Annotated in this window: 16 protein-coding genes; 14 read left to right on the plus strand and 2 right to left on the minus strand. The window is 70.2% G+C overall.

The genetic code is table 11. The features are described from left to right. Positions 1-120 precede the first annotated feature (120 nt). The 14 genes from LXT13_RS23145 (at position 121) to LXT13_RS23210 (ending at position 12317) form a co-directional block, all read left to right on the plus strand. A complete protein-coding gene (locus tag LXT13_RS23145; RefSeq protein ID WP_233374680.1) occupies positions 121-996 on the plus strand; it encodes a dienelactone hydrolase family protein in 876 nt (291 codons plus the stop codon). A 2-nt stretch (positions 997-998) separates the two neighbouring features. Further along, positions 999-1538, plus strand: a complete 540-nt coding sequence (locus tag LXT13_RS23150) for a GNAT family N-acetyltransferase (RefSeq protein WP_233374681.1) — start codon at positions 999-1001, stop codon at positions 1536-1538. Between the two features lie 32 nt (positions 1539-1570). Then, positions 1571-1846: a type II toxin-antitoxin system VapB family antitoxin gene (locus LXT13_RS23155; RefSeq protein WP_233374682.1), complete on the plus strand. Its 276-nt coding sequence runs from the start codon at positions 1571-1573 to the stop codon at positions 1844-1846. Next, positions 1833-2240: a type II toxin-antitoxin system VapC family toxin gene (gene vapC / locus LXT13_RS23160; RefSeq protein ID WP_233374683.1), complete on the plus strand. Its 408-nt coding sequence runs from the start codon at positions 1833-1835 to the stop codon at positions 2238-2240. Before LXT13_RS23155 ends, vapC begins: the two co-directional genes overlap by 14 nt. A gap of 3 nt (positions 2241-2243) precedes the next feature. After that, positions 2244-3026: an enoyl-CoA hydratase/isomerase family protein gene (locus LXT13_RS23165; RefSeq protein ID WP_233374684.1), complete on the plus strand. Its 783-nt coding sequence runs from the start codon at positions 2244-2246 to the stop codon at positions 3024-3026. After that, on the plus strand, positions 3023-3634 hold the full coding sequence (locus LXT13_RS23170) for a DUF4126 domain-containing protein (RefSeq protein ID WP_233374685.1): 612 nt from the start codon (positions 3023-3025) through the stop codon (positions 3632-3634). Before LXT13_RS23165 ends, LXT13_RS23170 begins: the two co-directional genes overlap by 4 nt. Next, entirely contained in the window at positions 3631-4923 is a 1293-nt protein-coding gene (gene bioA / locus LXT13_RS23175) for an adenosylmethionine--8-amino-7-oxononanoate transaminase (protein ID WP_233374686.1), read from the plus strand. The genes LXT13_RS23170 and bioA overlap by 4 nt, the downstream gene beginning before the upstream one ends. Beyond that, a complete protein-coding gene (locus LXT13_RS23180; protein WP_233374687.1) occupies positions 4910-6124 on the plus strand; it encodes an 8-amino-7-oxononanoate synthase in 1215 nt (404 codons plus the stop codon). The genes bioA and LXT13_RS23180 overlap by 14 nt, the downstream gene beginning before the upstream one ends. Beyond that, positions 6121-6810, plus strand: coding sequence for a dethiobiotin synthase (gene bioD / locus LXT13_RS23185; protein ID WP_233374688.1), 690 nt, complete (start codon positions 6121-6123; stop codon positions 6808-6810). The genes LXT13_RS23180 and bioD overlap by 4 nt, the downstream gene beginning before the upstream one ends. Then, a complete protein-coding gene (bioB, locus tag LXT13_RS23190; RefSeq protein WP_233374689.1) occupies positions 6807-7853 on the plus strand; it encodes a biotin synthase BioB in 1047 nt (348 codons plus the stop codon). Before bioD ends, bioB begins: the two co-directional genes overlap by 4 nt. Position 7854: 1 nt before the next feature. Continuing rightward, positions 7855-8061: a hypothetical protein gene (locus tag LXT13_RS23195; RefSeq protein WP_233374690.1), complete on the plus strand. Its 207-nt coding sequence runs from the start codon at positions 7855-7857 to the stop codon at positions 8059-8061. 85 nt (positions 8062-8146) lie between these two features. Beyond that, complete coding sequence (locus LXT13_RS23200; RefSeq protein ID WP_233374691.1) at positions 8147-10129, plus strand: acetyl-CoA carboxylase biotin carboxylase subunit; 1983 nt, start codon at positions 8147-8149, stop codon at positions 10127-10129. 2 nt (positions 10130-10131) lie between these two features. Beyond that, a complete protein-coding gene (locus LXT13_RS23205; protein WP_233374692.1) occupies positions 10132-11040 on the plus strand; it encodes a hydroxymethylglutaryl-CoA lyase in 909 nt (302 codons plus the stop codon). A gap of 149 nt (positions 11041-11189) precedes the next feature. Continuing rightward, positions 11190-12317: an HD-GYP domain-containing protein gene (locus LXT13_RS23210; protein WP_233374693.1), complete on the plus strand. Its 1128-nt coding sequence runs from the start codon at positions 11190-11192 to the stop codon at positions 12315-12317. A 20-nt stretch (positions 12318-12337) separates the two neighbouring features. On the opposite strand, the gene LXT13_RS23215 is transcribed toward LXT13_RS23210, so the two are convergent. After that, complete coding sequence (locus LXT13_RS23215; protein WP_233374694.1) at positions 12338-12880, minus strand: hypothetical protein; 543 nt, start codon at positions 12878-12880, stop codon at positions 12338-12340. An 86-nt stretch (positions 12881-12966) separates the two neighbouring features. Then, complete coding sequence (locus tag LXT13_RS23220) at positions 12967-13425, minus strand: VOC family protein (RefSeq protein ID WP_233374695.1); 459 nt, start codon at positions 13423-13425, stop codon at positions 12967-12969. Between the last annotated feature and the right edge of the window lie 55 nt (positions 13426-13480).

Below are 13480 nucleotides of genomic sequence, written 5' to 3' on the forward strand. Positions count from 1 at the left end.
GGCAATGATGTGGCGCTTGCTCACCGCCGGGGCGGCGACGCGGTACGACCTGGCTCAGGTGGACGCCTCGCTGCGCCGCGTCGCCGCCCCGCTGGCCCCCGCCTGTGGTAGACCCGCTCCATGAAACACCTGCATCGCATCATCGCCCCGGCGCTGCTGGCCGCCGGCCTACACGGCACTGCCCACGCCAAGCTCGTCGAACAGCAGTTCGACCTCCCGGTGCACGTCGCCAACGCCTGGGGCAAAGTGGTGGAGCAGCCCATCCGCGTGACCGTCTACTTCAACGACGCGACGCCGGCGCCGCGCCCCATCGTGCTGATCAACCATGGCCGGGCCGTGGACGCCGACGGCCGGGCCGCGCTCGGGCGGGCTCGCTTCCCCGAGGCGTCGCGCTGGTTCGCCGAACGTGGCTTCCTGGTCGCCGTGCCCACGCGCATCGGCTACGGCGTCAGCGGCGGCGAGGACGTCGAGGACTCCGGCAGCTGCAACAACCGCCTCTACCCGCCCGTCTTCCGCGCCGCGGCCGACCAGAGCCTGCAGCTGCTGGACGTGCTGCGCCAGCGCGACGACGTCGTGAAGGACCGCACCGTACTGCTGGGCCAGTCGTTCGGTGGCGCGACCACCGTCACGCTGGCGTCGCTGAACCCGGCCGGCGTCGTCACCGCCATCAACTTTGCCGGCGGCGGGGGCGGCGACCCCAAGGCCCACCCGGAGCAGCCCTGCTCGCCCGTGCAGCTCCGTCGCATGTTTGCCGGCTATGGCCAGACGGCGCATGTGCCCATGCTGTGGGCGTACACCGAGAACGACCGCTTCTTCGGCGCCACGCTGCCGCGCGAGTGGGTGCAGGCCTTCCGCGACGCCGGCGGGCAGGCCGAGTTCAAGCAGTTCCCACCTCACGGCGAGGACGGCCACCTGCTATTCGCCAAGTTCCCGCAGGTCTGGCAGCCCGTCGTCGCCGACTTCCTGCGCCGCCAGGGCTTCGACATCAAGGACTGAGCATGCCCACCATCCGCCCGCTGGCCGCCAGCGACTGCCTGACCGAGCTGACGGCGCTGCTGCACGCGTCCTACGCATCGCTGGCCGCGCAGGGCTGGAACTTCACGGCCGTCGACCAGCCCGTGGACGTCACCCGCGACCGGCTGGCCGGCGCGCAGGGCTTCGTCGCCGAGCGGGGCGGCCGCCTCGTCGGCACCATCGCCGTCCGCGGCCCCAAGCCGGCGGGCGAGGCCTACATCGGCGACCCGTCGCCCCCGCTGTTCACGACACCCGGCACGGCCATCCTGTCGCAGCTGGCCGTGCATCCGGACTGCCGCGGCCTCAGGCTGGGCGAGCGCCTGCTCGACGCCGCCGAGGCCTGGGCTCGCGCCCAGGGCCTTACGCAGATCGCGCTGGACACCGCCGAACCCGCAACCGCGCTGCGCCGCCGCTACGAGCGCCGCGGCTATGTCACCGTGGGCAGCGTGCAGTGGCGAGGCAAGACCTATGCGTCGGTGTTGATGGCCAAGCCGCTGGCACCCGCCGAGCGACGCGAAGCATAAAATGTGTCTGAAATCCGCATTTCGCACACATCATGCGCACCAACATCGACATTGACGACGACTTGATGGCCGCCGCGATGAAGGCCGGGCCGTACAAGACCAAGAAGGAAGCCGTGGAAGCCGGCCTGCTGCTGCTGAAGCGGCAGGCGGCCTACCGCGAGATCCTGAAGTTCCGCGGCCAGCTGCAATGGGGCTGGGGCGACGAGGCGGAGGAGGCGAACGACGCGCCCGCGGCCGCCGAGCCCGCCAAGGCCCATCGCGCGGCTGCGGCCAAGCCCAAGGCGGAGAAGGCCCGTGGTCGTCGTTGACAGCGGCGTCTGGATCGACCTGCTGGCCGGTCACGAGAACTCGGCCAGCGACGCGCTGGCGCGGCTGCTGCACCATGGTGAGACCGAACTGGTGCTGCCGGACCTGGTGCTGTTCGAGGTGCTTCGCGGGTTCCGGCAGGAAGCCGACCTGCGCACCGCGCGCGCGCTGTTCGCTGCCCTTCCGGTCGCGTCGACCGGTGGCGAAGAGATCGCCTTGCGCGCCGCGGAGCACTATCGCCAGCTGCGGCGGCTGGGCATCACGGTGTGCAGCGCCATCGACTCGCTGATCGCCAGCTTCTGCATCGAACGGGGCCACGCGCTGTTACACCGCGACCGTGACTTCGATCCCTACGCCACCCACTTCGGCCTGCAGGTCTGGCCGCACCTGAGCTAGCCCATGGCCGCACTGCAAGTCACCGACGACGGTCGCATCGCCCGCGTCACGCTGAACCGCCCCGAGGTCCGCAACGCGTTCAACGAAGCGTTGATCGCGGAGCTGACCGCGACCTTCACCCGGCTCGGCCAGCGCCCAGAGCTGCGCGCCATCGTCCTCGCCGCCGAGGGCAAGGCCTTCTGCGCTGGTGCCGACCTGAACTGGATGCAGGCGATGGCCGGTTACTCGTGGACCGAGAACCACGCCGACGCGACGCGGCTGGCCGACATGCTGTGGGCGATCTACAACTGCCCGGTACCGGTCCTCGCCCGCGTGCAGGGCGACGCCTACGCCGGCGGCGTGGGGCTGGTGGCCTGCGCCGACATTGTCGTGGCCGCGGACACCGCAGGCTTCTGCCTGTCGGAGGCCAAGCTGGGCCTGCTGCCGGCCACCATCGGCCCCTACGTCGTGAAGGCGCTGGGCGAGCAGGCCTCGCGGCGTTACTTCGTGACGGCCGAGCGGTTCAGCGCCGCCGAGGCGCATCGCCTGGGCCTAGTGCACGAGATCGTGACGGCCGACGCGCTGGACGCCAAGGTCGGCGAACTCTTGACAGCCATCACCGCCAACGGTCCTGCGGCCGTGCGTGCCTGCAAGCGGCTCGTCAAAGACGTCGCCGGCCGCGACATCACTCCCGCGCTGCGCGACGACACTGCCCGGCGCATTGCCGACATCCGCGCCAGCGACGAGGGGCGCGACGGCGTGCAGAGCTTCCTGAGCAAAGCCAGGCCCTCGTGGCTGCCCGGATGAACCTCGACGCCGTTCACCTGCTCGCCCTCGCCGCCGCGCTCGGCTGGGCCAGCGGGCTTCGGTTGTACCTGACCGTGCTGCTGGTCGGCATCGCCGGGCATTGGGGGTGGATCGCGCTGCCGCCGGGGCTGCAGGTGCTGGCATCGCCACTGGTGATGGCCTGCGCCGCCGCGCTCGCGTTCGTCGAGTTCCTGGCCGACAAGATCCCGCTCGTCGACAGCGCCTGGGATGCGCTGCACACGCTGATCCGCGTCCCCGCCGGGGCGGCGCTCGTGGCCGGGCTGGTCAGCGGCTGGGCCGGCGATGGCGGCCAGGCCTGGGGCGTTGTCGCCGCACTCGTCGGCGGCGGCCTTGCAGCCACGGCGCATGCCGCCAAGGCCAGCACGCGCGCCGCGGCCAACACCTCGCCCGAGCCGTTCTCCAACCTCGGCCTGTCACTGGCCGGCGACGTGGCGGTGCCGGCAATGCTATGGCTGGCCTGGGCGCACCCATTCGTCTTCTTTCCGCTGCTGGCGTTGGCGCTCGTCTTCATGGCCGCGCTGATCTGGTTCTGCTTCCGTTTCTTGCGTGCACTCGTCCGCCGCGTGCGCCGCACCGCTCCCGCATGACTTCTCTCCAAGACCGCAGCCGCACGGCTGTCTGGCACCCCTGCACGCAGATGGCCCGCCTCGTCGACGTGCCGCCGCTGCCCATCGCCCGTGGCGAGGGACCCTGGCTGTTCGACACCGACGGAAATCGCTACTTCGACGCCAATTCGTCGTGGTGGGTCAACCTGTTCGGCCACAGCGACAAGCCGCTGCACGACGCCATCAAGGCGCAGCTCGACACGCTGCCGCATGTGATGCTGGCCGGCTGCACGCACGAGCCCGCCGTGCGGCTGGCCGAGCGACTGTCGGCACGCACCGGTGGTGCGCTGGGCCACACCTTCTTCGGCAGCGATGGCGCCAGCGCCGTCGAGATCGCGCTGAAGCAGAGCTTCCACAGCTGGAAGAACCGCGGCCGGCCAGACAAGCGCGAGTTCGTCTGCCTGAAGAACAGCTATCACGGCGAGACGCTGGGCGCGCTCAGCGTGACCGACGTGCAGGTCTTCCGCGACGCCTACGACCCACTGCTGATGCGCGCCCACATCGTCATGTCGCCCGACGCGCGGCTGGGCAACGAGGCGGAGGCACTTGCGGCGATGCGGACATTGCTGGCCGAGCGGCATGACCGCATCGCTTGCGTCATCGTCGAGCCGCTGATCCAGGGCGCGGCCGGCATGGTCATGTACTCGCCGGCCTACCTGAAGGGCCTGCGCGAGCTGACGCGCGAGTTCGGCGTGCACCTGATCGCCGACGAGATCGCCGTGGGCTGTGGACGCACCGGCACATTCTTTGCGTGGGAACAGTCGCAGGCGGATTGGCCCGACTTCGTCCTGCTGTCCAAGGGCATCACCGGCGGCACGCTGCCGCTGTCGCTGGTGCTGACGACCGACGATGTGTTCGCCGCGTTCTGGAGCGAGGACGTCACGCGCGGCTTCCTGCACTCGCACTCCTACACCGGCAACCCGCTGGCCTGTGCCGCGGCGAACGCGGTGCTGGACCGCTTCGACGCCGGCCAGCTCGACGACAACCGCCAGCAGGCCGACCGCTTGGCCCGCGCCTTCGCACCCTTGGCCTCGCGTGTGAGCCATCTGCGCCAACGCGGCATGATCCTCGCCTTCGACGTGCCGGAAGCGCCGTCGCGCTTCGCCGAACGCTTCCACCTCGCGGCGCGCGCACACCAGTTGCTGATCCGGCCGATCGGCGCGACTGTCTACCTGATGCCTCCCTACCTGATCGACGACGCGACCGCGGCCTTCCTGGCCGATGCCGTGGCGCAAACGTTGAACGATGTGCTGAACGATGTCCTTGCTTGATCACCTCAGCGCCAAGCTCGCCGCCCTATCGGCGCAGAGCCTGACGCGCCAACTGCGGACCGCCGACGACGGCACCGCACCGCGCCAGCGCGTCAACGGCCGCGAGCTGCTGATGTTCTGCTCCAACGACTACCTGGGCCTGGCGGCAGAGCCGGCCATTGCCGACGCGCTGGCCGAAGGCGCCCACCGGTGGGGCGGTGGCTCCGGCGCATCGCCGCTCGTCAGCGGGCACAGCGCCGCGCACGAGGCCGTGGCCGACACGCTGGCGGGGTGGTTTGCGCCGCACATCCCGCAGGCGCGCGCCCTCGGCTTCTGCACCGGCTACATGGCCAACCTGGCCGTCGTCACGGCGCTGGGCGACGAGCACACCGAGATCTTCTCGGAGCAACTGAACCACGCGTCGCTGATCGACGCGGCGCGCCTGGCCAAGGCCAAGGTCACGCGCTTCCCGCACGTCGACCTCGACGCGCTGCGCACTGCGCTCGCAGCCAGCACGGCCAAGGTCAGGCTGATCGTGACGGACGCCGTCTTCAGCATGGACGGCGACCTCGCGCCGCTGCCCGGTCTGCTGGCGCTGGCCGAGGAGTTCGACGCCTGGCTGGTCGTCGACGACGCCCATGGTTTCGGCGTGCTCGGCGCCACCGGCCGCGGCGCGCTGGAGCACTTCGGGCTGCGCAGCGAGCGGCTCATCCTCGTCGGCACGCTCGGCAAGGCCGCCGGCCTCGCAGGGGCCTTTGTCGCAGCGCACACAACCGTCGTCGAGTACCTGCTGCAGGCCGCTCGCAACTTCATCTTCTCGACCGCGTCGCCGCCGGCCATCGAGCACGCGCTGCTGACCAGTTTCGCGCTCATCGACGGCCCGGCCGGCGCCCAGCGCCGTGCGAATCTCGTCGCACTGCAGGTCCGCCTGCGCGACGGCCTGATGGCGCTGATCGACCGCCACCCCCGCCTGGGCTGGTCGCTGACGGATTCGTCCACGCCCATCCAGCCGCTCATCGTCGGCGGCAATGCCGAGGTCATGGCGCTTGCCGCCGCACTCGAAGCCGCCGGCCTGCGCGTGCCGGGCATCCGCCCGCCCACCGTCGCGGCCGGCAAGGCGCGGCTGCGCATCACGCTGTGCGGCACGCATACCGCCGCCGACGTCGACACGCTGCTGGCGGCGCTGGGCCGTGCGGCTGCCGCTCAGGAGCAAGCGGCATGAGGGGCTTCTTCATCACCGGCACCGACACCGAGATCGGCAAGACCGCCGTCACCGCGGGGCTCGCGCAGGCGTTCGCGCTGTCGGGGCGCCGCGTCGCCGCGCTCAAGCCCGTCTCTGCCGGGCAGGAGTTCATCGACGGCGACTGGCTCAACGACGACGTCGAGCGCCTGCGCGCTGCATCCAACCTCGGCCTCACGTCGGCTGAGGTCGGCGCGCTGCAGCTGCGCACGCCCTGCGCACCACACATCGCCGCTCGTATCGAGAACGAAGTCATCGCCCGCGTGCCACTGCTGCACGCGTTGCGCACCGTCGGTGGTCGCGCAGACGTCGCGCTGGTGGAAGGTGTCGGCGGCTTCCGCGTGCCGCTGACCGACACTTGGGACACCGCCGACCTGGCCGTTGACCTGGGCCTGCCGGTCATCCTCGTTGTCGGCTTGCGCCTGGGCTGCATCAACCATGCGCTACTGACGGCCGAGGCCATCCGCGCGCGCGGGCTGATGCTCGCCGGCTGGGTCGCCAACACGGTGGACGAGCGTCAGCCCCATGTCACCGACAATCTGCAAGCTTTGCAGTCGGGCCTGCAGGCCCCCTGCCTCGGCCATGTGCCGCGCCTGGCCCACGCCGACCACGCGACGATGGCGCGCCACCTGTCGCTCGAACCTCTGCTCGAACATCTCGCCGCATGAATCCCAACCAGATCAACACCCTCACGCCCACGACCGCCGCCGACCGCCGCCAGGCCAAGCCCTGGACCGTCGACGAGGTGGCCGCCCTGTTCGAGCTGCCGTTCAACGACTTGCTCTACCGGGCGCAGACCGTGCACCGCGAGAACTTCGATGCCAACGCGGTGCAGCTGTCAACGCTGCTGTCCATCAAGACCGGCGGCTGCGAGGAGGACTGCAAGTACTGCCCGCAGTCGGCCCACTTCGACACCGGCCTGAAGGCCGAGAAGCTGATCCCTCTGGAAGAAGTCATGGAAGCCGCCCGTGCCGCCAAGGCCAACGGCGCGACTCGCTTCTGCATGGGCGCTGCTTGGCGCAGCCCCAAGCCGCGTCACCTGGAAGCCATCGGCACGATGATTTCCGAGGTCAAGGCGCTGGGCCTGGAGACCTGCCTGACCGCCGGCATGCTGGAAGACGGCCAGGCCGAGCAGCTGAAAAGCGCCGGCCTGGACTACTACAACCACAACCTCGACACGTCGCCCGAGTTCTACGGCCAGATCATCACGACCCGCACCTACCAGGACCGCCTGGACACGCTGGACCGCGTGCGCCAGCAGGGCATGAAGGTGTGCTCGGGCGGCATCGTCGGCATGGGCGAGACGCGCCGCCAGCGTGCCGGCCTGCTGGTGCAGCTCGCCAACCTGGATCCTTACCCCGAAAGCGTGCCCATCAACAACCTCGTGCAGGTGGAAGGCACGCCGCTGGCCGGCACCGCGCCGCTGGACCCGCTGGAGTTCATCCGCACGATCGCGGTGGCCCGCATCACGATGCCGCGCGCCATGGTGCGCCTGTCCGCCGGCCGCGAGGAGATGCCCGAGACCATGCAGGCGCTGTGCTTCCTCGCCGGCGCCAACTCGATGTTCTACGGCGACAAGCTGCTGACGACGAGCAACCCGCAGGCCGAAAAGGACCGCGCGCTGCTGGCGCGGCTGGGCATGCGCTGCGCGACCGAGGCCGAGCTGACGCCGTCGCAGGCCGCGGCAAAGGTGCAGGTCTGCACGCACTGAGATGAGGATCGCTGCGCTGCTCCTCTCGCTACTGGCACTCTCGGGCTGCGCCGTGGTCTACGACTACGTTCAGGACGCGGCCCAGGCCCAATGCGCCAGCAACAACAGCTCCCCCCAGGACCGCCGTGCCTGCGAGAAGCGCAATGCGCCGGCCTATAACGACTACGAAGCGCGCCGCAAGCGGCTGCAGGAAGGCAAGCCAGACTGATCACGGCCCGCGCCCGCTCATTCGCCAGTGATCCTGGCCCAGCGAACAAGCCTGTAGAAGGTTCACAAGACCGGAGACAAGAGAGATGTTCAAGAAGATCCTCATCGCCAACCGGGGGGAAATCGCCTGCCGAGTGGCGGCCACCGCACGGCGCCTGGGTATGCAGACGGTGGCCGTCTATTCAGAGGCCGATGCCAACGCCCGGCACGTGAAGGCCTGCGACGAGGCCGTGCTGATCGGCGGCCCGGCGCCGCGGGACTCCTACCTGCAGTGGGAGCGCATCCTGGCCGCCGCCAAGGCGACCGGCGCCGAAGCCGTCCACCCCGGCTATGGCTTCCTGTCGGAGAACGAGGCTTTCGCCCAGGCTTGCGCCGACGCCGGCGTCGTCTTCATCGGCCCGCCGCCCAGCGCCATCAGGGCCATGGGACTAAAGGCCGAATCCAAGCGGCTGATGGAGGCCGCGAAGGTTCCGCTGGTGCCGGGCTATCACGGCGCCGACCAGGACCCCGCGCTGCTGAAGCGCGAGGCTGGGCGCATCGGCTATCCCGTGCTCATCAAGGCCAGCGCCGGCGGCGGCGGCAAGGGCATGCGCGCGGTCTACAGCGACGACGAGTTCGACGCCGCGCTGGCCTCGTGCAAGCGCGAGGCCATCAACAGCTTCGGCGACGACGCGGTGCTGATCGAGCGCTACGTGCAGAAGCCGCGCCACATCGAGATCCAGGTCTTCGGCGACTCGCAGGGCGACTGCGTCTACCTGTTCGAGCGCGACTGCTCCGTGCAGCGCCGCCACCAGAAGGTGCTGGAAGAGGCGCCCGCGCCGGGCATGACCGCCGAACGCCGTGCACAGATGGGGGAGGCCGCTGTTGCCGCCGCCAAAGCAGTAGGCTACGTAGGTGCCGGCACGGTGGAGTTCATCGCCGAGCAGGACGGCCGCTTCTACTTCATGGAGATGAACACGCGGCTGCAGGTGGAGCACCCGGTCACGGAAGCCATCACCGGTCAGGATCTCGTCGAGTGGCAGCTGCGCGTCGCGTCGGGCGAGCCGCTGCCGCTCAAGCAACACGAGCTGCGCATGCGCGGCCACGCCATCGAAGCCCGCATCTGCGCCGAGAACCCGGACGGTGGCTTCCTGCCCGCCACCGGCACGCTGGACGTGGCGCGCTGGCCGTCGCACGTGGCTTTCCAACAGGGTGACGTTCGCATCGACGCCGGCGTCCGCGAGGGTGACGCGATCAGCCCGTTCTACGACTCGATGATCGCCAAGCTCATCGTCTGGGGCGAGGACCGTGCGCAGGCGCTGGCGCGCCTCGATGCCGCGCTGCGCGACACGCACATCGTCGGCCTCCACACCAACGTGGCCTTCCTGCGTCGCTGCGCAGCCACCGCTTCGTTTGCCGGCGCCGATCTCGACACCGGCCTCATCGAGCGCGAGAAAGCCCAGCTGTTCGACCAACCAGGCCTGCCGCTGCGCATCAGCGCCGCCGCCGTCGTGGCCCACACGCTGGCCCTCGAGGCGGCGGCGCAGGATGCCGACCCGTGGAGTGCCCGTGATGGTTTCCGCCTGTTCGGCGCCGCGTCGCGCCGCTTCGACCTCGACGCCGGCGGCATGCACCACGAGGTGCGGCTGTCCCGCCACCACCGCGGCGGCATGACGCTGACCGTTGGAGGCGAAACCATCGAGTTCGCTGTGCAGTCGCTGGATGCCGAGACGCACGAACTCTTTCTCGGCACCGACCGAGTTCGCGTGAAGACCTACGCCCAGGGCGAGCGCGTCGCCGTCTTCGCCCCGACTGGCTCAGCCGTGTTGACCGAGGTGGACCTGATCGCCCACGCCGGCGACGGCCCCCCGGAAGGTGGTCGCCTGACCGCACCCATGCCCGGCAAGCTGATTGCCTTCCTCGCGCAGGCCGGCGACACCGTCACCCAAGGCCAGCCGCTGGCCGTCATGGAGGCAATGAAGATGGAACACACCATCAGCGCGCCGCGCGACGGCAAGGTGGCGGAGCTGCTGTTTGCCGTGGGCGACCAGGTGACGGACGGCGCGGAACTCTTGCGCCTCGAGGTTTGACCATGAACCTGCCCACCTACGTCAAGATCCTCGACGTCGGCCCGCGCGACGGCCTGCAGAACGAGAAGGCCAACGTCGCCACCGAGCACAAGGCCCGGCTCGTCGCGATGCTGCAGGACGCCGGGCTGCGCGAGATCGAGGTCACCAGCTTCGTCAGCCCGAAGTGGGTGCCGCAGATGGGCGACAACGTCGCCGTCATGGCCGCCATCGCGCGCCAGCCGGGCGTGCGCTACTCGGTTCTGGTGCCCAACCTCAAAGGGCTGGATTCGGCGCTGGCATCCAGGCCCGACGAGATCCTCGTCTTCACGGCGGCCAGCGAGGCCTTCACGCAGAAGAACATCAACTGCTCCATCGCCGAGAGCCTGGAGCGCTTCGCGCCGGTCATCGAAGGCGCCCATGCGGCCGGTGTGAAGGTGCGCGCGGCGCTGTCCTGCGCGTTGGGCTGCCCGTACGAGGGCGACATCACAGCGGATCAGGTGGAGGCCGTCGTCAGGCCGCTGCGCGAATTGGGCGTGGATGCCATCGACATCGCCGACACCATCGGCGTCGGCACGCCGGCCAAGGTGCAGGCGGCGATGGAGCGGGCGCTGAAGCACTTCCCGACGGCCGAGGTGTCGGGCCACTTCCACGACACCTACGGCCAGGCGCTGACCAACATCTACGCCAGCATGGAACTGAGCGTGAACAGCTTTCACGCCAGCGTGGCCGGCCTGGGCGGCTGCCCCTACGCGAAGGGTGCGACGGGCAACGTGGCGACCGAGGACGTCGTCTTCATGCTGGACGGCCTCGGCATCGAGACCGGCATCGACCTCGACAGGCTGGTCGACGCCGGCGCCTACATCTCCGGCGTGCTGGGCCGCGAGCCGGTATCCCGCGCGGCACGCGCGCTGCTGGCCCGACGCGCGGGCTGATCCCGCGTGTTGCTTGTCACGCTCGGGGCGGCGACCCCGGGCACGAGCGCGCGAGAAAGCCGGCTGTAATCCGCCCCACCATAAAACCCGGAAATGTTGGGACGGTCGGGGCGCTCGCCTGCCGAGCTGACCGTGACCGACGCACGCCCATGAGCTTCGAGCCGCTGAGCCAGCACCGCAACCGCTTCGAGGTGGGCAAGCCCACGCCGTTCAGCATCTACGACGTCGGCGGCCGGTTGCTGCTGGCCCACGGCCACCAGTTCGACAGCATCGAGCAGCTAGAGAAGCTGATCGACCGCGACGCCACCGTGGACGTGCGCGAAATGGAGGACCCCGCCAAGCGGATCGCCAACGCGCGGCGCGACCAGTTGCCCGCCTTCTGGGACGCGAGCATGGGCGAGGTCGGTCGGCTGCTGCGCGCCAGCCCCATAGGCGACTTCACCCACTCGCTGGACCATGCCTCCAGGCCGCTGATGGCGCTCATCGAACGCGACCCGGACCTTGCCATCCTGCAGGCGGTGCGGGCCGAGGCCGTTGACAGCGGAGCCTCGTCCTACGCCAGCCGCCACGCGGTCCACACCGCCACCGCTGCCTGCCTGGCCGCCACACGGCTGGGCTGGTCGGTCGAGCAGCGGCAATGCGTGCTGCGCGTGGCGCTGACAATGAACCTCGCGATGGCGGAACTGCAGAACAAGCTCGTCACGCAGCTCTCTCCCGTTACGACGCTGCAGCGCGCGGAGATCCAGTCCCACCCCGAGCGCAGCGCCGCGATGCTGGAGATGGCCGGCGTCACCGACACCGACTGGCTGGAGGCCGTGCGCCAGCACCACGAGGAGCCCGACGGCAGCGGCTACCCGCGCCGGCTCAAGCCCGTGCTCGACGTGGCCATGCTCGTGCACCACGCCGACTGCTTCACCGCCAAGCTGAGCCCGCGCCTGAAGCGCCAGCCGCTGCTGGCCGACGCCGCGGCCCGCCTGCAGTACCAGACGGGCAAGGGCGACCCGATGACCGCCGCACTCATCAAGGAGTTCGGCCTCTACCCGCCTGGCTGCGCGGTGCGGCTGAAGTCCGGGGAAGTGGGCATGGTGATGCGTCGTGGCGAGACGGCCAGCACCCCCATCGTCGCGGTGCTGACCGACCGGGGTGGCCTGCTGCTGCCGGAGCCGGCGCGGCGCGACACCGCGCGGCCCGAATACGCCATCGTCGCCGTCATTCCGCAGTCAGGGCTGAAGCTCCGCGTCGGGCTGGAAAAGCTGATCCAGGCGATGCCCGCATAACCCAGCGGTGAGCACCCGGGTCAGCCGGCCACCTGGGCCACGCGCTCGCGGAAGAGCTGCGCCCGGTCGGCGCTGGCCGCGGCCTCGATGCGCGCCGACGCCTCGGCCATCCACACCAGGAAGCGCGACTCGCTGTCCACCACCCGGGCGCTGGCCCGCAGCTCGGCGTCGCGCCCGGCGAGCATGCGGCTGGCCAGGTCCAGCGCAAACATCTTGGCGCGCATCAGCCGGCGCAGGTCTGCGGCCGGATCGGCCGCTGGCGCTGCAACCGGGGGCGCGACAGGAGCCGGTGCGGGCGCGGTCGCCGGAGGTGCCGCATCAGGCCGCGGCGCGGCGGCGCGCCGCCCGGTGATCAGGCCGTCACGATGCAGCGTCTCCAGCGCCTCGTCAGCCAACCCCAGCGAATGGGCCAGGCGCCGGAGTTCGTCCAGACCACGTCGGCCGTCCACGTTGATCAGCAGCATGCGCAACGGCGCGCTGAGGCCGCCTCGGGGCCCCGCCAGCAGCTGGCGGGCGGCGTCAGTCTTGGCAGGGACGAAGGCAGGCGCTGTGGGATACGGCATGGCGTCGGCTCCAGTCGGGCTCCGCCATGGTGGCCGGCAGACGTGACGTCATGATGATGGCCGGCCTGGCCGTGTCAGGCGCTGGCTCAAGCGCGGGTCACAGGGTTGCGCAGGCGCTGGCTGAACCACCACAGATGGCCGTCCGGGTCCACGCAGGCATAGGTTCGGTCGGTCCAGTGATCGGGGCCATAGTCGTTGTCCGCCAGCGGCTCCGTCACGCGGGCACCGGCGGCCCGCGCCCGCGCGCAGTGAGCGTCCACGTCGTCGACATAGATGAACAGGTTCTGCGTGTTGACACCGCCCACGACCCGCGGTGCATGGCCCGGCACGCCGAAGCGCGCGGTTTGCGACGCGCTGCCCTCGCTGACCATGATCATGGCTTCGCCGAAGCGCAGCTCGCTGTGCCGGATGCTGCCGTCAGGCGCATCGACGACCATCTCGACCGTGAAGCCGAAGGCGCGCTGGTACCAGGCGATCGCCTCACGCGCGTTCTCGCAATAGATGGCCGTGGACAGGCGCGGCCAGCCGGGTGGGGTGGGTTTCATCTGAAGACTCCGAAGCGGCGATGCCGTGCAATCCTGGCACTGCCACGCTCAGCGC

Source organism: Pelomonas cellulosilytica (genome assembly GCF_021353265.1).
Classification (GTDB): domain Bacteria; phylum Pseudomonadota; class Gammaproteobacteria; order Burkholderiales; family Burkholderiaceae_C; genus Pelomonas; species Pelomonas cellulosilytica.